Origin of the sequence: Leifsonia sp. 2TAF2 (assembly GCF_052115085.1) — a bacterium.
Classification (GTDB): domain Bacteria; phylum Actinomycetota; class Actinomycetes; order Actinomycetales; family Microbacteriaceae; genus Leifsonia.
In genome coordinates this window covers 142,654-160,684 of the sequence record NZ_JBFRFY010000002.1, presented here as the reverse complement: position 1 = coordinate 160,684, position 18,031 = coordinate 142,654, and the positions used below count along the sequence as shown (strand labels likewise).

Annotated in this window: 20 protein-coding genes; 7 read left to right on the top strand and 13 right to left on the bottom strand. The window is 70.4% G+C overall.

The annotated features are described in order from the left end of the window. Window positions 1-52 precede the first annotated feature (52 nt). Window positions 53-883 (bottom strand): helix-turn-helix domain-containing protein, encoded by an 831-nt coding sequence (locus AB4Z18_RS13015; RefSeq protein ID WP_441783158.1) that lies wholly within the window; start codon window positions 881-883, stop codon window positions 53-55. Window positions 884-1,016: 133 nt separating this feature from the next. Between AB4Z18_RS13015 and AB4Z18_RS13010 the strand changes: the two genes are divergently transcribed. Further along, window positions 1,017-1,757, top strand: a complete 741-nt coding sequence (locus AB4Z18_RS13010) for an SDR family oxidoreductase (RefSeq protein WP_441783157.1) — start codon at window positions 1,017-1,019, stop codon at window positions 1,755-1,757. 31 nt (window positions 1,758-1,788) lie between these two features. Here the strand turns inward: AB4Z18_RS13010 and AB4Z18_RS13005 are convergent, their stop codons facing one another. Beyond that, on the bottom strand, window positions 1,789-2,259 hold the full coding sequence (locus AB4Z18_RS13005; protein WP_441783156.1) for a hypothetical protein: 471 nt from the start codon (window positions 2,257-2,259) through the stop codon (window positions 1,789-1,791). A 224-nt stretch (window positions 2,260-2,483) separates the two neighbouring features. Between AB4Z18_RS13005 and AB4Z18_RS13000 the strand changes: the two genes are divergently transcribed. Then, window positions 2,484-3,536 (top strand): glycoside hydrolase family 6 protein, encoded by a 1,053-nt coding sequence (locus AB4Z18_RS13000; protein ID WP_441783155.1) that lies wholly within the window; start codon window positions 2,484-2,486, stop codon window positions 3,534-3,536. Further along, a complete protein-coding gene (locus AB4Z18_RS12995; protein ID WP_441783154.1) occupies window positions 3,533-3,973 on the top strand; it encodes a hypothetical protein in 441 nt (146 codons plus the stop codon). The genes AB4Z18_RS13000 and AB4Z18_RS12995 overlap by 4 nt, the downstream gene beginning before the upstream one ends. On the opposite strand, the gene AB4Z18_RS12990 is transcribed toward AB4Z18_RS12995, so the two are convergent. From AB4Z18_RS12990 to AB4Z18_RS12960, 7 genes are all read right to left on the bottom strand, one after another. Then, on the bottom strand, window positions 3,970-4,848 hold the full coding sequence (locus tag AB4Z18_RS12990; RefSeq protein ID WP_441783153.1) for an alpha/beta fold hydrolase: 879 nt from the start codon (window positions 4,846-4,848) through the stop codon (window positions 3,970-3,972). The two genes, AB4Z18_RS12995 and AB4Z18_RS12990, sit on opposite strands and share 4 nt — an antisense overlap. A 231-nt stretch (window positions 4,849-5,079) precedes the next feature. Continuing rightward, window positions 5,080-5,712 carry an HAD-IA family hydrolase gene (locus tag AB4Z18_RS12985; protein ID WP_441783152.1) on the bottom strand — a complete coding sequence of 211 codons (633 nt, stop codon included), beginning with the start codon at window positions 5,710-5,712 and terminating at the stop codon, window positions 5,080-5,082. Between the two features lie 102 nt (window positions 5,713-5,814). Then, window positions 5,815-6,945, bottom strand: coding sequence for an NAD(P)/FAD-dependent oxidoreductase (locus AB4Z18_RS12980; RefSeq protein ID WP_441783151.1), 1,131 nt, complete (start codon window positions 6,943-6,945; stop codon window positions 5,815-5,817). 5 nt (window positions 6,946-6,950) lie between these two features. Continuing rightward, window positions 6,951-7,955 (bottom strand): Gfo/Idh/MocA family protein, encoded by a 1,005-nt coding sequence (locus AB4Z18_RS12975; protein WP_441783150.1) that lies wholly within the window; start codon window positions 7,953-7,955, stop codon window positions 6,951-6,953. Beyond that, entirely contained in the window at window positions 7,952-8,722 is a 771-nt protein-coding gene (locus AB4Z18_RS12970) for an amino acid ABC transporter ATP-binding protein (RefSeq protein ID WP_441783149.1), read from the bottom strand. The genes AB4Z18_RS12975 and AB4Z18_RS12970 overlap by 4 nt, the downstream gene beginning before the upstream one ends. Further along, window positions 8,719-9,507 carry an amino acid ABC transporter permease gene (locus tag AB4Z18_RS12965; protein ID WP_441783148.1) on the bottom strand — a complete coding sequence of 263 codons (789 nt, stop codon included), beginning with the start codon at window positions 9,505-9,507 and terminating at the stop codon, window positions 8,719-8,721. Before AB4Z18_RS12965 ends, AB4Z18_RS12970 begins: the two co-directional genes overlap by 4 nt. Before the next feature lie 26 nt (window positions 9,508-9,533). Further along, window positions 9,534-10,400, bottom strand: coding sequence for an ABC transporter substrate-binding protein (locus tag AB4Z18_RS12960; RefSeq protein WP_441784004.1), 867 nt, complete (start codon window positions 10,398-10,400; stop codon window positions 9,534-9,536). A 185-nt stretch (window positions 10,401-10,585) separates the two neighbouring features. Here AB4Z18_RS12960 and AB4Z18_RS12955 point away from each other — a divergent pair, with 185 nt between their 5' ends. Beyond that, on the top strand, window positions 10,586-11,701 hold the full coding sequence (locus AB4Z18_RS12955) for a LacI family DNA-binding transcriptional regulator (protein ID WP_441783147.1): 1,116 nt from the start codon (window positions 10,586-10,588) through the stop codon (window positions 11,699-11,701). Here AB4Z18_RS12955 and AB4Z18_RS12950 read toward each other — a convergent pair. After that, a complete protein-coding gene (locus AB4Z18_RS12950) occupies window positions 11,698-11,913 on the bottom strand; it encodes a hypothetical protein (protein WP_441783146.1) in 216 nt (71 codons plus the stop codon). The genes AB4Z18_RS12955 and AB4Z18_RS12950 overlap by 4 nt on opposite strands. A gap of 86 nt (window positions 11,914-11,999) precedes the next feature. Between AB4Z18_RS12950 and AB4Z18_RS12945 the strand changes: the two genes are divergently transcribed. Continuing rightward, entirely contained in the window at window positions 12,000-12,950 is a 951-nt protein-coding gene (locus tag AB4Z18_RS12945; RefSeq protein WP_441783145.1) for a GlxA family transcriptional regulator, read from the top strand. Here the strand turns inward: AB4Z18_RS12945 and AB4Z18_RS12940 are convergent. The 3 genes from AB4Z18_RS12940 to AB4Z18_RS12930 form a co-directional block, all read right to left on the bottom strand. Continuing rightward, on the bottom strand, window positions 12,923-13,192 hold the full coding sequence (locus tag AB4Z18_RS12940; RefSeq protein ID WP_441783144.1) for a hypothetical protein: 270 nt from the start codon (window positions 13,190-13,192) through the stop codon (window positions 12,923-12,925). The genes AB4Z18_RS12945 and AB4Z18_RS12940 overlap by 28 nt on opposite strands. A gap of 135 nt (window positions 13,193-13,327) precedes the next feature. Continuing rightward, window positions 13,328-13,501: a CsbD family protein gene (locus AB4Z18_RS12935; protein ID WP_441783143.1), complete on the bottom strand. Its 174-nt coding sequence runs from the start codon at window positions 13,499-13,501 to the stop codon at window positions 13,328-13,330. An 84-nt stretch (window positions 13,502-13,585) separates the two neighbouring features. Then, window positions 13,586-13,909, bottom strand: a complete 324-nt coding sequence (locus AB4Z18_RS12930) for a DUF7882 family protein (RefSeq protein ID WP_441783142.1) — start codon at window positions 13,907-13,909, stop codon at window positions 13,586-13,588. Window positions 13,910-14,045: 136 nt separating this feature from the next. Here AB4Z18_RS12930 and treY point away from each other — a divergent pair, with 136 nt between their 5' ends. Beyond that, entirely contained in the window at window positions 14,046-16,310 is a 2,265-nt protein-coding gene (gene treY, locus AB4Z18_RS12925; RefSeq protein WP_441783141.1) for a malto-oligosyltrehalose synthase, read from the top strand. After that, on the top strand, window positions 16,307-18,013 hold the full coding sequence (gene treZ, locus AB4Z18_RS12920) for a malto-oligosyltrehalose trehalohydrolase (RefSeq protein ID WP_441783140.1): 1,707 nt from the start codon (window positions 16,307-16,309) through the stop codon (window positions 18,011-18,013). Before treY ends, treZ begins: the two co-directional genes overlap by 4 nt. The last annotated feature ends 18 nt before the right edge of the window (window positions 18,014-18,031 follow it).

Sequence of the window (18,031 nt, the reverse complement as noted above, 5' to 3'; positions counted from 1 at the left end):
GCTGGGCATCATCGGTCGGGGGCACGTGTTCGATTATAGAAACATTGGGGGCTCAACCGACTTCGGGCGCTCGCGCGGCCCACGTCGCGAGCAGCCGAAGCTTCTCGGCGGCGTCGCTGTTCTCGTGGGGGTAGTAGACCACCAGGATCATGTCGTCCACGGGCAGCTTTTCTCGATACAGGTCGAGCGTCCCGACGACCGGATGAGAGATGGTGGCCCTTCCGCCGTCGAGCGCCCGCACGTCGTGACGTGCCCAGAGTGTGCGGAACCGGGCGCTGGCGATCGACAGTTCGCCGATCAGCTCGACCGCGCGCGGGTCGTTCGCGTCCACACCGAACGTCTGCCGCGCCGCAGCGACGAACGAGACCACCGCAGCCTCCCAGTCGGCGTGGAACTCGCGCTCTTCCGGATCGAGCAGCAGCGACCGCAGCCGGTTCTCTCCCGGCACGAGGCGGGGCGAGAACGCGACTGCGAGCGGATTCGATGCGAGCACGTCGAAGTATCTGCTCTCGATGAAGGCGGGCACGTCGAGAGCCGCGAGCAGATGGTGGAGTCGCGCCGGCACGCCATCGCTGCGAGGACGACGCCGAACGCGGGGGCGAGGTCCGGCGAGGCTGAACAAGTAGGCCGCTTCGACCGCATCCAGGTGCAGCACGCGCGCGAGGGCTTCGAGCACCTGCAGGGAGGGATTGTCGTCCCGGCCGCGTTCGAGCCTCAGGTAGTAGTCGACGCTGATTCCCGCGAGGAGCGCGACCTCTTCGCGCCGCAGCCCGGGAACCCGGCGGTGCGGGCCGTTCGGGAGGCCCACCTGCTCCGGGGAGACCAGCCCGCGTCTGGCGCGCAGGTACTCCCCGAGCGCGTTCGGCCGAGCCGCATCATCCATGCTTCGACGATACCGAGCGCTCCGCCAACGTGAGGGGGTCCTGTCACTCCCCGGATCCGCGGGGAACTGCCTCAGTCGGTCCGGCGGCGCGAGCATTGCCGTGACCCGTCATCGAACGGGAGGAAGAGGAACCATGGAGTTGAACAATCGCACCGTACTGATCGTCGGAGGCACCTCTGGAATCGGGCTCGGCCTGGCACGACGCTTCGCCGCCGCAGGAAGCACCGTCATCGTCGCCGGACGCGACACGACCAAGGTCGACGACCTCGAATCGGTCACGATCGACGTCACCGACGCCGACTCGGTGGCCCGGGCTCGGGATGTCGTGCTCGCCGCCCACCCGGACCTCAACGTGGTCGTCACCATGTCGGGCGTCATGCTGATGGAAGACCTCCGCGACCCGGCGCACGCCGAGGCTGCGGAGACCACCATCGCCGTCAACCTGCTCGGCACAATCCGGACCATCGACGCCTTCACGCCGCACCTCATCGCCCGCGGCGGCGCGGACATCATCACCGTCACCTCGGGGATCGGATACCTGCCGTTCCCTCTGATGCCGACGTACGGAGCGTCCAAGGCGGGTGTCCACGCCTATACGGAGGCGCTCCGAGCGCAGCTCGCCGGCACCGGGGTCACCGTCACCGAGCTCATCCCTCCGGCCGTCGCGACAGCGGGTCAGGAGAAGGTGAACCCTGCCGCGCTTCCGCTCGACGGCTTCCTCGATGAGGTCACCGACCTCCTCAGCCAGGATCCGACGCCGAACGAGATCGTCGTCCAGGCCGCGCGCCGCCTCCGCTGGGCGGAACGGGACGGAACCTACGCGGAACTCCTGGAGGCCCGGTCGCAGGCGCTCAACACGCTCCCCGGCCGGTGATGGCCGCGGACGGACCCGCCTCCGGCGGCGCTTAGGCCGAGACCGAAGCCCGCGTGTTGACCACATCCACGCGTGCGTCGATGAACGAGTGCACGCTCTCGTGGATGTGGTACTGCGTGTGCGACAGACGGTCACCGCGGCTGCGGAGCAGCGCGCGCGCAGCGGTGCGACGGGCGCGGATGCGGCCGAGCGCGAAGGCGACCGCGACCACGACCGCGAGCACGACGAGCGCCCCAGCGCCGTCGACCGCGCCACTCCACGACGGCGCGACCGTCAGGAGCGCGACGGCCCACGCGGCGGCCGTGACCGCGAGGAGCGAGCCGCCGGTCCACAGGGCGGTCCGTGCGAGGCGGAGCGGTCGGGCCGCCAGCGTTGCGCGGGCCTCTGCGGCTTCCCGCTCGTGCTGTCGGCGGCGCTCCTTGGCCCAGTGCAGGTCGCGCTCGTGGCGCCGCGCGAGCAGCTGGGCCTTGTCGTGGGCAGGGTTGTAGGAGGTGGTGTGCACGATACGTCCTTTTGCGCGTTCGGGTTCTCTCGCGGGCCGGGTTTCGGGTCGGCGTCGCGAGGCTCAAGACAGTAACTCGGGTGTGACATCCGCGAGCATAGCCAGAAAGAACGGTCTGTGGGTCGTTTGGGGGACATTAGTTTGTACCCCAATCCGGGCGACATGGATGCCGTCCACCGTGCGCTGTTAGGGTGTGCTTTCCGAACGAGTCCGGAGGGGGACGGATGCGCAGACCGGTCGTACTCACCGTCGCCGTCGTGGCGGCCGTGCTGCTGGCCGCCGGCGTCGCGCTCGCGTTCGCCGTGCCCGGCTCGACGCCCCCGCGGGCAGCCTCCGGCGCCGCGAGCGCGACCGACGGTTCGGCCGCGACCTCCACGCCGACCGCCGGCCCCCGGGCGCCGGCGTTCGCATCCACGCGCCTCTATCTCGACCCGAACACCGAGGCCGCCGCCGCCGAGAAGCGCCTCAGCGCCGACGGCGACCCCGCGGCCGCGTCGTTCGCCGGCCGCATCGCCGAGGTGCCGACGGCGGTCTGGCTCGGCGAGTGGTTCCAGGGTGCCCGGTTGACGACCGAACTCCGGAACGACATCGCCGATGCGAAGGCGCAGAAGGCGACGCCCGTGTTCGTCGCGTATGCCATCCCGAACCGCGACTGCGGCGGGTACTCGAAGGGCGGTCTGGCGGCCGACCAGTACGTGCCCTGGATCCAGAGCATGGCATCCACGCTGAAGGGCAGCCACGCCGTCGTGCTGCTCGAGCCGGACTCGCTCGCCATGCTCTCCGACCCGAAATGCGCCGGCTCGGCCGAGGTCCGGTTGCCGTTGCTGCGGTCGTCGGTGCGCATCCTCGAATCGGCCGGGGTGGCCACGTATCTCGACGGCGGCAATGGCCGCTGGCTGTCCGCTGCCGATCAGGCCGCGTGGCTGAAGCAGGCAGGGGTGCAGGATGCGCACGGCTTCTTCACGAACGTGTCGAACTTCGACACGACCCAGAACGAGCGCGACTACGCCGGGCGCCTCTCCTCGAAGGTCGGCTGGAAGCACTACGTCATCGACATCTCCCGCAACGGCAAGGGCTGGACGGGCGACTGGTGCAATCCGCCCGGTGCTGCACTCGGTCAGGACCCGCGCGTGACCGAGGGCGCCGACGGCAAGCTGGATGCGCTGCTCTGGGTGAAGCATCCGGGCGTCAGCGACGGCAGCTGCAATGGCGGGCCGGCCGCCGGCGTGTGGTGGCAGGCGGGCGCTGAGGCGCTCGTGCGCGGGAGGGCGGAGTGAGCTCGGACGCGTGCGGCCGGCTGGCGGAGGCGTGCGCACGGCTTGCCGCCGACACCACCTCGCCCAGCCGGTTCCTGCGCGAACTCGGACACGAGGTGGCGGGGGTCCGGCGTGGACCCCTGTGGTTCCTCGACGCAGGTCGCGGTGGCGCCAACCGCATCCGTGGCCGCGGCTTCCGCGACCACGTCGACGACGGGACCGAGGGCCAGGCGCGCCATTTCGCCGGGATCGTCGCCCTGGCGGCACGGGTCGGCCCGACCCCGGCCCGCTGGCTGTCCATCCACGTCGGCCGGGATGCGCCCGAGACGGCAGACGGCCGCCTGACCGACCACGCCATCGACTTCGTCCGCCTGATCCGGTCGGGCGAGCTGCCGCTGAGCGACACGGACGCGTGGATCCGCGAGACGATCTGCGGCGCCGCGGCCGACTCGGCCTAAGCCCGCGGCGGGAGGTGCGCTCCCCGGTGGATCTCGTACAGGCTCGCGTGGCCGGGTGAGTCCGGGTCGTCGACGATCGGCCGGTCGGCCATGAACAGCCGGATGATGTGGGCCAGTTCGCCCGGGTGGCTGAAGTTGATCGCGTGCGCGGCGCCCTCGATCCGGACCAGCAAGAGGTGGTTGTCCGTTTGGGCGGCGATCTCCTGCACGCGGTCGGGGTGCGGCATCAGCGGGTCTCGGTCGCCGAGCACCACCAGGGTCGGGATGTGCAGCTCGAGCAGCCGGTCCAGCGACGGGTACTGCGTGAGTGCGCTGAACATCTTGAACGTGCTCGGCACGCCGAAACGGAGGTAGTCCGGCGTCGCCACCCGCATCATGCGCGCCGGTTCGCGCCTGCCGTCGCGAGTCAGCTGACCCACGGCACGGCGGAGGGGCTGGTTGTACAGACCGCCCGCCGGGGAGACGAGGATCGCGCGGTCGAGCCGGTCCGGGTAGTGGTGGGCGAACTCGAGGATGACCGGGCAGCCCATCGAGTTGCCCACCAGGGTGACCTTCTCGATGCCGCGCTCGTCGAGGAAGCGCGCGGCGGCGTGCGCGAGGTCGGGGATGTCGAGACTGCTGGGAGATTTGCCGCTCCGGCCGAAGCCGGGGAGGTCCGGCACCAGCGTGTGGAAATCGCCCGCGAGCCGCTCGGCGGTGGGCAGCAGATACCGGCCGGACAGGCCGAAACCGTGCACATGCATCATCGCGGGGGCGTCCGGCGGGCTCGGCGACTCCCGGTAGAACACGTCGATCCCGTCGACCGTGGTCCATCGTTCCGCCAGGCTGGACGCCGGGTGCCGGGGAAGGCGCCGCGGCGCGCTCTTCGTGCCCATGTTTCCGATGATCCTCGCCGGATACGCCCCGGCGCAATGCACTCGTGAGGAGGAACTGTGGAAGCCTGCGTTCGGTCGGAGAAAGGGCTGCGATTCTCCGACGTACCGCGGTGCGGAAGGAGTTCCGACTGCAGAGGCGGCAGGTCTCCGACGATGTCCGCGAAATCTCCGACAGTGCGCGGGCGACGGGATGCGCCCCGGATGCGACCGGATGTGCCCCGGCGCAATGCACTACCGCGACAGCAGTGCGCGCATCCTGGTCCAGTCGGTGAGGCGGGTCAGGTCGACGGTGGTGGCCGAGCTGTGCTGCCCGACGACGACGGCGCGCGCCCCGGACGCGACGGCGGCCGCGAGGCCGGCCTCTGCGTCCTCGAAGACGACGCAGTCGCCGATGGGCACGCCCAGCAAGGCCGCCGCACGAAGGTATCCCTGCGGGTCCGGCTTGCCGCGCTCGACGTCCTCCGCCGCGACGACGACGGCCGGGACGGGGATGCCGGCGGCGCGCATCCGGGCGATCGCCAGTTCGCGCGGGGCGCTGGTGACGACGGCGACCGGTGCCCCGGCTGTGACGAGCGCCTCCAGCATCGCGACCGCTCCCGGGATCTCGATGATCCCCTCGGTGCGACCGACCTCCTCGGCGACCAGCCGCCGCACGAGGTCGGCGCGTTCGCCCTCGCTCAACCCGGGGAGGAAGTGCGAGACCGTATCGATCGCCTGGCGTCCATGCGCGTAGGCCAGCAAGGCTGCTGGGTCGATGCCGTGCCGGTGGCCGAACGCGGTCCAGACGGATTCGACGACCGCCGTCGAGTCGACGAGCGTCCCATCCATGTCGAACAGGAACCCGGCCGCCTCGATCTCATCCACGCTCCGAGCTTAGGAGACGCAGTCGAAGACGAGACGGCCGGGAGGGCGGAGGGGGCCCCATCCCGCGGTGCCGGCCGAAGCCCGCGACCCCCTCCGCGACGTTCACACCAGGGCGGCAGAGAAGCGCGCGGGGCGGAACGTGTCGAGCAGCGGCGACTTCTCGCCGGTGAGGATTTCGCGGGCGAGCAGTTCGCCCGCGATGAGCCCGAGCGTGGCGCCGCTGTGCGTGAACGCGACGAAGTAGCCGGAGACCTGCTCCAGCTCGCCGAGGACCGGCTCGCCGTCTCCGGGGATCGGCTTGCCGCCGATGCCGAAGCCGTCGAACTCGAGCGCCGGGTTGCCGGCGAGCACGCGCGAGGCCTCCTCCAGCAGGCGGTCGACGATGCCGTCCGGCACGGTCACGGAGCCGTCATCCCCGATGATGAGCGCCTCCTCCGACCACGCGGAGTCGAGGGCGAGGGCGCCGGTCGGGGTCGGGCGCACGGCCACATTCGGCGTGTTCAGGACGGCCTTCAGCTCCGTCTCGACCGGCTTGGTCCAGACCAGCAGCGCCGTCGGGCTGCCGTCCTCGATCTCGATGCCGTGCTCGGCGACCTGAGCCGGAACACCCGGACCGGTCGCGAGCAGCACCGCGTCGGCCTCGAAGCGGCGGCCGTCGGGGGTCACGGCTCCGACGGCGCGGCCGTCCTCGACCACGACCTCGACGTGGCCTGCGCCGGTGATCAGGCGTCCGCCGCGCGCGGTGAACTCGGCGGCGAGGAAGGCGATGAGCGACGGAAGGTCGACCCATCCCTCGCCCGGGTTGAAGATGGCGCCCTCATCGGCGATCGCGGCCGGGTCGACGCCGGGCGTCCAGTCGGTGACGTCGGCGGCGGTGACCCACTGGGCGTCGTAGCCGATCGCGCGCTCGTGCTCCAGGATGGGCGCATACGAGTCGCCCTCGGGCGCCCAGGTCAGTCCGCCGTCGAACCGCAGGAACACGGAAACCTCGGCGCGCGCCGCGAGCGTGCGGTAGCGGTCGATGCCGAGCTGGCGCAGCGCGTGGTACTCCGGCGAGCGCAGGCCCGCCGTGTTCAGCCACGAGAGGGACCGCCCGCTCGCGCCGCTCGCGAGCTCGTTCTCGGTCAGCAGCGTCACGTCGGCCCCCGAGCGGACCAGCTGGACCGCCGTCGAGACGCCGAGGATGCCGCCGCCGATGACGACGACGCGGGAACGGATGGATGGCGTGGTCATGGTGCTCACTTTCGGTTCTGGGTGTGGATGGTGTCGATCAGTTCGAGGACCGCGAGGCTGTCCCGCGGGTCGACGGGGAGCGCGGCCCCGTCCTGGAGGGATGCGGCCAGCCGGCGGTAGAACTCGGCGTAGTCGCCGGGGATGAGCGGCAGCTCGTCGGGGTGCGCGTCGGTCCCGACGCGGGCCGGTGCGATGGCGCGGCCGAGGCGCGGGTCGCCGGGGCGCATCCCGCCGCCGAGCTGCCCCTCCTGCGGGTCGAGCCCCCAGGAGACGAAGCCCGAGCGCGAGCCGAGCACCCGGAAGCGTGGGCCTGCGATCGGCGCGACGGCGCTCATCCACAGGTGGCTGGTCGTGCCCGACTCGTGCTCGAGCACGGCGAACACGTCGTCGTCCGCTCCCCCGCCGCGGCGGTTGCGCACCTCGGAGTGCACCGCGCGGGCGGGTCCGAACAGCAGGAGCGCCTGGTCGATGAGGTGGGCGCCGAGGTCGAAGAGGATGCCGCCGCCCTCACCTGCGCCCGTTGTCGATTTCCAGGACTCGTCGGCCGACGGTTTCCACCATTCGAACCTCGACTCGAGGCGACGGACGTCGCCGAGCGAGCCGTCCTCGATCAGGCGGCGGAGGGTGAGGAAGTCACCGTCCCACCGCCGGTTCTGGAAGACGGTGAACGGGACGCCGGCGTCCTCCGCACGCGAGATGAGCGCGCGGCCCGACGCCGCATCCGGCGCGAACGGCTTGTCCACGACGGTCGCGAGGCCGGCGTCGATCGATGCTGCGGCGTGCTCGACGTGCAGCGGCGTCGGCGAGGCGACGACCACCAGGTCGAGTCCGGGATGGGCGAGCAGCGCATCCACGTCGGGCACCGCCACAGCGCCCGGATGGTCCGCGGCCAGCCGGTCGGTCTGCGAGGTGACGACCGCCGCGAGCTCGAACGCGGGGTCCGCCGCCAGGAACGGCGCGTGGAAGACCCGCCCGGCGACGCCGTAGCCGATGAGTCCGGCGCGGATCACAGCACCTCCGACAGGAAGCGCTGCAGGCGCGGGCTCTGCGGCCGGTCGAACAGGTCGTCCGGTCGTCCGGCCTCGACGACGCGCCCCTCGTCCATGAAGACCACCTGGTCGGCGACCCTGCGGGCGAAGTTCATCTCGTGGGTGACGACGACCATGGTCATACCCCGCCGGCCGAGGTCGGCCATGAGGTTCAGCACACCCTTCACGAGCTCGGGGTCGAGCGCGCTGGTGACCTCGTCGAAGAGCATCACCTCGGGCTCCATGGCGAGCGCCCGGGCGATGGCCACGCGCTGCTGCTGGCCGCCGGAGAGGTCGCGCGGCCGGTGGTCCATCCGCTCCCCGAGCCCGACCTCGATGAGGCGCTCCTCGGCGACGCGCTGGGCCTCCGCCTTCGACATCCGCTTCACCGAGCGGAGCGCCAGCGTGACGTTCTGCAGGGCGGTGTGGTCAGGGAACAGGTTGAAGTGCTGGAAGACCAGCCCGATCCGGCGGCGCAGCACATCCGGCTTCGTGCCCAGGATGCTTCCGCCGCCGAGCAGCACGTCGCCACTCTTCGGCTCGTGCAGCCGGTTGATGCCGCGGAGCATCGTCGACTTGCCCGACCCGGATGGGCCGATCACGCAGGTCGTGGTGCCGGGGGCAACCGAGACGGTGACGCCGCGGAGTACATCGATGTCGCCGTAGGCCATGGTCAGGTCGACGAGGTCGAGGGCCGAGCCCCGGAACTCGGGCGTCTGCTGCGCGGGCAGCGGAGAGGTGTAGGTCATGTGTTGCTCCCGAGGGTGAGAGGCGCCGGCGGCTGGACCTCATCCAGCTCGTCCAGACCGCTCTTGGGCGGTGCCGGCTTACGGCGTCCGGTGCGGAACCGGTTGTCGAAGTAGTTGACGAGGTGCGTCAGCGGGACGGTGATGACGAGGTAGAAGAGCCCGGCCAGCACCAGCGGGGACAGGTTGCCGGTCAGCACGGCCGCATCCTGGCCGACGCGGAAGAGCTCGCGCTCGCCGACCAGCAGCCCGAGGAAGTACACGAGGCTCGAGTCCTTCACGATGGCGATGAATTGGTTGACGAGCGCCGGAAGCACCCGGCGGATGCCCTGCGGCACGACCACCAGTCGCATCGCCTTGGCGTAGCTGAGGCCGAGCGCACGGCACGCCTCCAGCTGCCCGCGGTCGACGCTCTGGATGCCGGCGCGGAAGATCTCGCCGATGTACGCGGCCGCGATGAGCGACAGCGCCAGGATGCCGAGCGGGTACGGAGACGGCCCGAAGATCGACTGCGAGAACCGCGCGAACCCTTGTCCGATCAGCAGGATGGTGAGGATTGCCGGCAGTCCGCGGAACACGTCCGTGTAGATGCGGGCGGGGATGCGCAGCCAGCGGGACGTGGAGATCCCCATGACGGCGACCACCATGCCGAGCACGACGCCGATGATGGTCGCCGCGATCGAGATGATCAGCGTGTTGACGAGTCCGACTCCGAGGAGCTGCGGGAAGACCTGCAGCATCGACGGGATGTCGAAGAAGGTGTGGGTGATGGTGGTGAGCCAGTCCATGGGGATCTCCCTGAGTGCCCGCTCGTCTACTTGGACGGGGTGGGCGTCGAGGTCTGTTCAGCCTTCGGCAGGTACTGCTCGGGCATCGGCGAGCCCGGGAACCACTTCTGGTAGAGCTTCTTCCAGGTGCCGTCCTCCATCGCGTCGTGGAGGGCCTTGTCGAGGGCCTTCTTGAGGGCCGGGTTGCCCTTCGCGATGGCGAAGCCGGCGGGGGCGTCGAAGGACGGGATGTCTTCCGCATCCTTCAGCGACGGGTACTGCGAGACGTAGCTCTTTGCCGCCTCGTAGTCGAGGAAGTGCGCATCCACCGAGCCGCTGTTGATGGCGGAGACGGCGGCGTTGTTGTCGGGGAAGCGGACCAGGTTCGCCTTCGGGAAGTTCTTGACCGCGTAGGCCTCCTGCAGGGTGCCCTGCACCACGCCGAGGCGCTTGCCCGCGAGGTCCTTCGCCGAGTCGATGCCGCTCGACTTCGTGGTGAGCACCGTCAGGTAGCCCGCCAGGTAGCCGTCGGAGAAGTCGACCGTCTTCTTGCGCTCGTCGGTGATGCCGATGGCGGCGACGCCGACGTCGAACTGGTGGTTCGCGACGGCGGAGAGGAGGCCGGAAAAGTCCTGCCCGGTGAAGACGGCCTTGCCGAGGTGGGCGCGCTTGGCCACGTCGGTGAAGAGCTCGACATCGAAGCCGGTGAAGTTTCCGCCGGCGTCGGTGAAGGTGTAGGGCTTGGCGTCGCCGAGGCTGGCGACGCGGACGGTGCCCGCCTCGATGAGCCCGTAGGGGTTGTCCTTGGTGGTGGTGCCCGAGGCGCCGCCGGAGCTGCAGGCCGCGAGGACGAGGGCGGCCGAGGCCGCGGCGGCCAGCAGTGCGGCCGGCCGGAGGAGGGTGCGTCGTTTCACTGCGGGGTCCAATCGTCGAGGGATGGTGGACGAGAAACGGAACGTGCGATCCTCGTCGATCTCGGGGTTGCTGAGACCGGTCTCTGGCATTTACGCTGAGACCGGTCTCAGTTGGTTTTCTGGGACGCTATAACATCAATCCGGGGTTCGTCAACACGAGAACCCGAATCAGGAAGGCGGCACCGATGTCACCACGCCCCGCGTCTCGGCGCGCCGTAACGGTGGCCGACATCGCCCGCGCGGCCAAAGTCTCGAAGGCGACAGCCGCTCGCGCCCTCGGCGACTACGGACAGGTGAGCGACGCGGTTCGATCCCGCGTGCTGGCCGCAGCCGAGGAGCTCAACTACCGGCCGAACGCGCTCGCCAAGTCGATGAACACGGGCCGCTCGAACACGATCGGCGTGGTCGTCGGCGACATCGAGAACCCGTTCTTCGCCCACGCCATGCGGGGCATCTCCGACGTGGCGAACGCGGCCGGCTACGACGTCATCCTCACGAACTCCGACGAAGACGTGGATGCAGAGGAAGCGGCCGTCGACGTCCTCCTCGACAAGCAAGTGGATGCGCTCATCGTCGCGCCCGCATCCTCAGCCCGGGTGTCCCACCTCGCCGCGGTCGCCGACGCCGGCCGGCCACTCGTGCTCCTCGACCGCCGTGCCGACGGACACTCCTACGACTCGGTCACCGTCGACAACCGCGCGGCCGCGGCGGCCGCCACCTCCGAGCTGCTGGCGGAAGGCCACCGGCGCATCGCCTTCATCTCGACGCACGACCATCCTGCGCCGGAATACACGCCGGGCGAACGGATCACGATGTCCAGCGTCGCCGACCGCGTCGCCGGCGTGATGGAGACACTGGCCACAGCGGGCATCCCGTCGCCCGAGACCCACATCCGGCTGGACGCCCGCCGCCGTGGGGTGGATGCCGTCGCCCGCGAGTTGCTCGACGCCGACGAGCCGGTCACCGCGATCATCGCCTCCGACAGCCTGATAGCCATGACGGTCTTCCAGGTGATCCGGACGCTGGGCCTGCGGATCCCGGACGATGTCTCGCTGATCGCGTTCGACAACCCGGAGTGGACGGGCATCACCACGCCCCCGCTGACGGTTGTCGAGCAGCCCATTTACGAACTCGGGGCTGCGGCTGCTCGGCGGGCGCTGGCGCGCATCCGCGGCGAGCAGGTGGACGACGAGGCCGTCGTGTTCGCGGCCGACCTGGTGCGGCGCGCGTCCGTCGCCGCTGCACCTCGTCCCGCGCCGCTGCGCATCGCGGCCGCGTTCACGGAATCGAGTGACGCCTAGCGGCCGGTCTCGCGCGCCGACTGCGCTGCGCGCAGGTCGCCGAGTGCCCGATCGGTCTCCCGGTTGATCTGCCCGCCGCGTGCGAGGATCGCCGCGGGGAGCCAGTCGCTGAGGACGAAGCGACGGCGGGCGACCGGCTCGCCGTTCTTCACCCGGGCCGGGTGAGAAACCCAGCTGTGTTCGATGCCCTGTGTCCACGTCGTGTTTGCCATGACATCAACGTTACGGACGTAAAGATACCGCCACGAGATGGCTGCAGGTCTATCTTCGCAAACATTCGGCCACTACACTCGGCAGCATGATCCGATCCGTCGCGGTTCCCCTCATCGACGACTTCGCCATGTTCGAATTCGGCGTGGTCTGCGAAGTCTTCGGGCTCGACCGCAGCTATGCGGGGCTGGAGCCGTTCGACTTCCGTGTCTGCTCCATCCACTCAGGGGAGCCGATAACGAGCCCGGTCGGCGTCACCGTCACCGCCCCCTACGGACTCGAGGCGATGGACGACGCCGACCTGATCGCGGTCCCCGCGGCGACGGTGCGCGACGAGTACCCCGAGGAGTTCCTGGATGCGCTCCGCCGGGCCTACGCGCGCGGCGCCATCCTGCTCAGCGTCTGCTCCGGAGCGTTCGCGCTCGGAGCCGCGGGGCTGCTCGACGGCCGCGACTGCACCACCCATTGGCGCTACTCCGAGGCGCTGCAGCGTCGGTTCCCGGAAGCGCGGGTCGACCCCGACGTGCTGTTCGTGGACGACGGCCGCATCATCACCAGTGCCGGCACCTCCGCCGGGATCGACGCCAGCCTCCACCTCGTGCGCCGCGAACTCGGCAGCGCCGTGGCGAACACGATCGCCCGTAACATGGTCGTCCCTCCGCAGCGCGACGGCGGCCAGCGCCAGTACATCGACAAGCCGGTCAGCGACTGCGAAGACGACACCTTCAGCGAACTGCTCGAGTACCTCACCGACCGCCTGGACGAGCCCCACACAGTCGGGATGCTGGCCGAGCGCACCCACATGTCGACCCGCAGCTTCTCCCGTCGGTTCGTCGCCGAGACGGGCGTGTCGCCGATGCAGTGGCTGACCACCCAGCGCATCCTCCGCGCACGGCTGCTGCTGGAGACGACCGAGCTGCCGATCGACGAGGTGGCACGGCAGTGCGGCTTCGGCAGCGCCACGCTGCTCCGCCACCACTTCGACGCCGAGGTCGGCGTGCCGCCGACCCGCTACCGCGCCGCCTTCGCCCGCGCCTGACGGCCAGGCGCCAGGTCGTCACCGCGGTAGTGGCGCAGTAGCCTCCGGTTGCGCGCGACGATCTGCCCGCACAGAGCCACCGTGACGAACCCGCAGACGACCACGCCCCAGGCACGCGGGTTCTCTCCTTGTGTGGGGATGGCGATGGCCACCGCGATCGTCGCGAGGAGCGCCAGCGCGGCCAGGATGCCGCCGACGGCCGCCCTCCGCCAAGCCTTCGCCCGATCCGACCGGTCTCCCATGACCGGAAGCTACTCCGAGCGCCGGGCGAACAAAAGCCGCATCTCAGGGAAACGCAGGATGAACGGCCGGGCATTGCGAAGCCCCTACCCGAATCCGGGCGGGGGCTTCGCTGAACACGTCAGTTCGTGAAGGCGTCAGTCCTTGAAGACGTCTTTGATCTTCTCGCCTGCCTGCTTCACGTCGGCCTTGGCCTTGTCGCCCTTGCCCTCGGCCTCGAGTCGCTCGTCACCGGTGGCCTTGCCTGTGGCCTCCTTGGCGTTGCCTCCGAGCTTCTCGCCCGCGTTCTCGATCTTGTCGTCGAGTCCCATGAGGTCTCCTTTCGTCCTCCGATTCGCCTTCGACGCTCCCACCACGTCGACAGCCCGTCTACCCCCGACCGATCTCCTGAGAAATCAACCCCGGACGGCGACCTGCCCCTCACGGGTGGACTTGGCGGGCTCCGGCGTCACGAGGAGGCCGTTGGGCCGGTGCGTCCCGTCGAGCAGCGCCTCCAGCCAGTCGCGGTTGAGAGGCGCGATGGCGCCGTCGTCGTAGTGGAAGCCGATCGGGAAGCCGTTGTCGATCCAGATTGCCTCCCGACCGCCATCGTCGTCCCGCATCCAGCTGAGTGCGAACGACTCGCGACGCCGCAGCTTGTTGGTGATGACCACCTGAAGATGGGCGAGCATCCTGTCGCTGAACTCGTACTCCGCGCCCCCGTAATTCAGCACTGCCACTTCCGCCACTCCCCTCGGGCGCCCGGCCGCCGGGTGCGACACAAAGCTGGTTGCCTCCAGCATATTGCTCGCCTGTCTAGCAATACGACCGGCGCGAGATTTCAAGGCCTACTCGGCACCTCTCCCCTCCCCCAGAATGAAGCGTGTGAGCACCTACCGCCTCCAGATCTCCCCCGACTTCACCCTCCGCGACGCCACCCAGGTGCTCGACCACATCCAGCGCCTCGGAGCGGACTGGGTCTACCTCTCACCGCTTCTCGAGGCCGAGCCCGGGTCGATGCACGGGTACGATGTCGTGGACCACAGCCGCGTCGACGCCTCTCGCGGCGGCCCGGAGGCCCTGCGCGAATTCGCCGACGCCTCCCACGAGCGCGGCCTGAAAGTGCTCGTCGACATCGTGCCCAACCACATGGGGGTCGCGACGCCCGCGGTCAACGCCTGGTGGTGGGATGTGCTCACGCACGGCAAGGAGGCCCGTCACGCCTCCTACTTCGACATCGACTGGGAGTTCGGCCACGGTCGCCTGCGCCTCCCGATCCTCGGCGACGGCCCTGACGAAGAGGACGCCCTCCGGATCGAGGACGGCGAACTGCGCTACTACGACCACCGTTTCCCGATCGCCCCCGGCACCGGCGAGGGCACCCCGCAGGAGGTGCACGCCCGCCAGCACTACGAGCTCATGTCGTGGCGTCGCGCCGACGCCGAGTTGAACTACCGCCGCTTCTTCGCTGTCACCACGCTCGCCGGGCTCCGGGTCGAAGACCAGCAGGTGTTCGACGACACCCACCGGGAGATCGCGCGCTGGGTGGACGAGGGGCTGGTCGACGGCATCCGCGTCGACCACCCGGACGGCCTCCGCGACCCCGCTCAGTACCTGGAGCGGCTGCGAGCCCTCGCCGGCGACGCGCCGATCTGGGTCGAGAAGATCATCGAGGGCGACGAGCGGATGCCCGACTGGCCCGTGCAGGGCACCACCGGGTACGACGCGCTCGCGATCATCGACCGCGTGCTGGTCGACCCGTCCGGCGAAGGCCCGCTCACGGCATTCGCAGGCGAACTGGACGAGCGCGAGGAGAGCCAGGATTGGGCGGAGCTGGTGCACCGCCGCAAGCGCGCGATCGCCGACAGCATCCTCCGCAGTGAAGTGCTGCGCGTGGTCCGCGAGCTCGGCGAGGGCACCGACGACGAGGTCGCCGACGCGGTAGCCGAGCTGGCCGCCTGGTTCCCCGTGTACCGGAGCTACCTCCCGTTCGGCGCCGAGTACCTGGAGGAGGCGCGGCTCGCGGCCGCGGAGTCCCGGCCCGACCTCGCCCCCGTCATCGCCCGCATCACCGACCGCCTGGGCGACCGGTTCGAGCAGACCACCGGCGCGATCATGGCCAAGGGCGTGGAGGACAACGCCTTCTACCGGTACACCCGTCTCGTCTCGCTCACCGAGGTGGGCGGCGACCCGGCCGAGTTCGCAGTCTCGCCGGAGGAGTTCCACCGCCGCCAGGCCGACCGCCAGCGGCGCCTCCCCGAGTCGATGACCGTGCTCTCGACCCACGACACGAAGCGCGGCGAGGACACGCGGGCGCGCATCCACGTCCTGGCCGAGCTGCCGGGACGCTGGGAGCGCTTCCTACGCACGGTGCGCGACCGGGTCGGGTTCGGCGATGGATCGCTCGAGAACCTGCTGTGGCAGTCGGTCGTCGGTGCGTGGCCCGCCTCCCGCGAGCGCCTGCAGGATTACGCGCTCAAGGCGGCGCGCGAGGCCGGCGCCTCCACCGGCTGGACCGATCCCGACGAGGCGTTCGAACAGCGGATGGCCGCGGCGATCGACGCCGCCTTCGACGACGAGCGCGTCCGCGCCGAGGTGGAGGCGCTGTCCGCCGTCATCGAAGCGCCGGGCGCGAGCAACGGCCTCGCTGCGAAGCTGCTGCAGCTGACCGCCCCCGGCATCCCGGACGTCTACCAGGGCTCCGAGCGGTGGGAGCGGTCGCTGGTCGACCCCGACAACCGCCGGCCCGTCGAATTCGACGCCGCCTCCGCGCTGTTGGCCCACATCGACGAGGGATGGCAGCCCGAGATCGACTCGTCGGGCGCCGCGAAGGTACTGGTCACCGCCAAGGCCCTCCGCCTGCGCCGCGATCGCCCCGAGCTGTTCACCGGCTATCACCCGGTCTACGCGGAAGGCTCGCGCGCCGGCCACCTCGTCGGCTTCGACCGCGGCGGTGCGATCGCGCTCGCCACGCGCCTGCCCGTGGGGCTGGCCGCGACCGGCGGCTGGGCGGACACGACGATCGACCTCGGGGAGGATCCCATGCGCGACGAACTCACCGGGCGCGAGCACCGGGGCCGCGTGCCGCTCGCCTCCGTCTTCGAAACCTATCCGGTCGCACTGCTGGCGGCGGTCCGATGACCGGCGGCTGGGGCGAGCGCCGGTTTCCCGTCTGGGCGCCGGAGGGCCGAGCGGTGGATGTGGTGCTCGGCGACCTGGGGACCTTCCCGCTCACGCTCATCCCCGCCACCGCGGACAGCCCGACCGGCGGCTGGTGGGAACTCGCCGAGTCGCCCGCCCTCCCCGACGAGCCGCTCGACTACGGCTTCCTGGTCGACGGCGAAGGCCCCTTCCCCGACCCGCGGTCGCTGCGCCAGCCGAACGGGGTGCACGAGCTGAGCCGCGAGTTCGACCCTCGCGCACACGAGTGGGCGGACGGCGAGTGGGAGGGCCGAGACCTCACCGGCGCGGTCATCTACGAGCTCCACATCGGCACCTTCACCCCCGAGGGGACGCTGGATGCCGCCCTCGGGCGCCTGGATCACCTGATCGCGCTCGGCGTCGACGCGATCGAGCTCCTCCCCGTGAACGCCTTCAACGGCACGCACAACTGGGGCTACGACGGCGTTCTCTGGTACGCCGTGCAGGAGCAGTACGGCGGCCCGGCCGCGTACCAGCGGTTCGTCGAGACGTGCCATCGACGCGGGCTGGCGGTCATCCAGGACGTCGTCTACAACCACCTCGGTCCGAGCGGGAACTACCTGCCGAAGTTCGGTCCGTACTTCGGCCAGGGCGCGAGCACCTGGGGTGTCTCCATCAACCTCGACGGGCCGTCCTCCGACGAGGTGCGCCGCTACATCCTCGACAATGCGGAGTACTGGCTGCGCGAGATGCACGTCGACGGCCTGCGGCTGGATGCGGTCCACGCCCTCAAGGATTCGGGCGCGACGCACCTGCTCGAGGAGCTCGCGGTGCTGGCGGACGAGCTCGCGGGCGAGACGGGCCGGCCGCGCACGCTCATAGCGGAGAGCGACCTCAACGACCCCCGCCTCATCCGCACCCGCTCGCATCACGGCTACGGACTCCACGCCCAGTGGGACGACGACGTGCACCACTCCATCCACGCCAATCTGACCGGCGAGGACACCGGGTACTACTCCGACTTCGCGAACCCGGATGCGCTGGTGAAGGTGTTCCAGCGCGGCTTCTTCCACGACGGCACCTGGTCCAGCTTCCGCGAGCGCCGCCACGGCCGTCCACTCGACGCCGACATCCCCTTCACGCGGCTCGTCGTCTTCAGCCAGGACCACGACCAGATCGGCAACCGTGCGGCCGGAGATCGCCTCACCGCCACGCTCGACTCCGGCCGGCTGGCGGTCGCCGCAGCCCTCACCCTGCTCGGCCCGTTCACGCCCATGCTGTTCATGGGAGAGGAGTGGGCCGCGACGACGCCCTGGCAGTTCTTCACCTCGCACCCGGAGCCCGAGCTCGGCAAGGTGACGGCCGAGGGCCGCATCGAGGAGTTCGCGAAGATGGGATGGGACCCGGACGTCGTCCCCGACCCGCAGGACCCGGAGACGTTCCAGCGCTCGAAGTTGGACTGGTCCGAGCCCGGCCGCCCGGAGAACGCGCGGATGCTCGACTGGTACCGGACGCTGACGGCGCTCCGCCGCACCGTGCCTGCCGATGCGAAGGCGACGGACGTGGCCTACGCCGAGGGCGTCTTCCGCTTCTCGCGCGGCGGCCTCCTGGTCGAGGTCAGCCTCTCCGGCACGGGCCTCGGCGCGCCCCCCGCGGACGCCGTCGCCGCCTTCGACCAGGCGGTGTGGGTGACACGGCGATAGGTGCCAGGCGGTACACTC

What these genes read in the sequence shown, in the direction of transcription:
- AB4Z18_RS13015 (WP_441783158.1), bottom strand. Translation starts at nt 883, where the DNA reads ATGGATGATGCGGCTCGGCCGAACGCGCTCGGGGAGTACCTGCGCGCC.
- AB4Z18_RS13010 (WP_441783157.1), top strand. Translation starts at nt 1,017, where the DNA reads ATGGAGTTGAACAATCGCACCGTACTGATCGTCGGAGGCACCTCTGGA.
- AB4Z18_RS13000 (WP_441783155.1), top strand. Translation starts at nt 2,484, where the DNA reads ATGCGCAGACCGGTCGTACTCACCGTCGCCGTCGTGGCGGCCGTGCTG.
- AB4Z18_RS12990 (WP_441783153.1), bottom strand. Translation starts at nt 4,848, where the DNA reads ATGGGCACGAAGAGCGCGCCGCGGCGCCTTCCCCGGCACCCGGCGTCC.
- AB4Z18_RS12980 (WP_441783151.1), bottom strand. Translation starts at nt 6,945, where the DNA reads ATGACCACGCCATCCATCCGTTCCCGCGTCGTCGTCATCGGCGGCGGC.
- AB4Z18_RS12970 (WP_441783149.1), bottom strand. Translation starts at nt 8,722, where the DNA reads ATGACCTACACCTCTCCGCTGCCCGCGCAGCAGACGCCCGAGTTCCGG.
- AB4Z18_RS12965 (WP_441783148.1), bottom strand. Translation starts at nt 9,507, where the DNA reads ATGGACTGGCTCACCACCATCACCCACACCTTCTTCGACATCCCGTCG.
- AB4Z18_RS12955 (WP_441783147.1), top strand. Translation starts at nt 10,586, where the DNA reads ATGTCACCACGCCCCGCGTCTCGGCGCGCCGTAACGGTGGCCGACATC.
- AB4Z18_RS12950 (WP_441783146.1), bottom strand. Translation starts at nt 11,913, where the DNA reads ATGGCAAACACGACGTGGACACAGGGCATCGAACACAGCTGGGTTTCT.
- AB4Z18_RS12945 (WP_441783145.1), top strand. Translation starts at nt 12,000, where the DNA reads ATGATCCGATCCGTCGCGGTTCCCCTCATCGACGACTTCGCCATGTTC.
- AB4Z18_RS12940 (WP_441783144.1), bottom strand. Translation starts at nt 13,192, where the DNA reads ATGGGAGACCGGTCGGATCGGGCGAAGGCTTGGCGGAGGGCGGCCGTC.
- AB4Z18_RS12935 (WP_441783143.1), bottom strand. Translation starts at nt 13,501, where the DNA reads ATGGGACTCGACGACAAGATCGAGAACGCGGGCGAGAAGCTCGGAGGC.
- treY (WP_441783141.1), top strand. Translation starts at nt 14,046, where the DNA reads ATGAAGCGTGTGAGCACCTACCGCCTCCAGATCTCCCCCGACTTCACC.
- treZ (WP_441783140.1), top strand. Translation starts at nt 16,307, where the DNA reads ATGACCGGCGGCTGGGGCGAGCGCCGGTTTCCCGTCTGGGCGCCGGAG.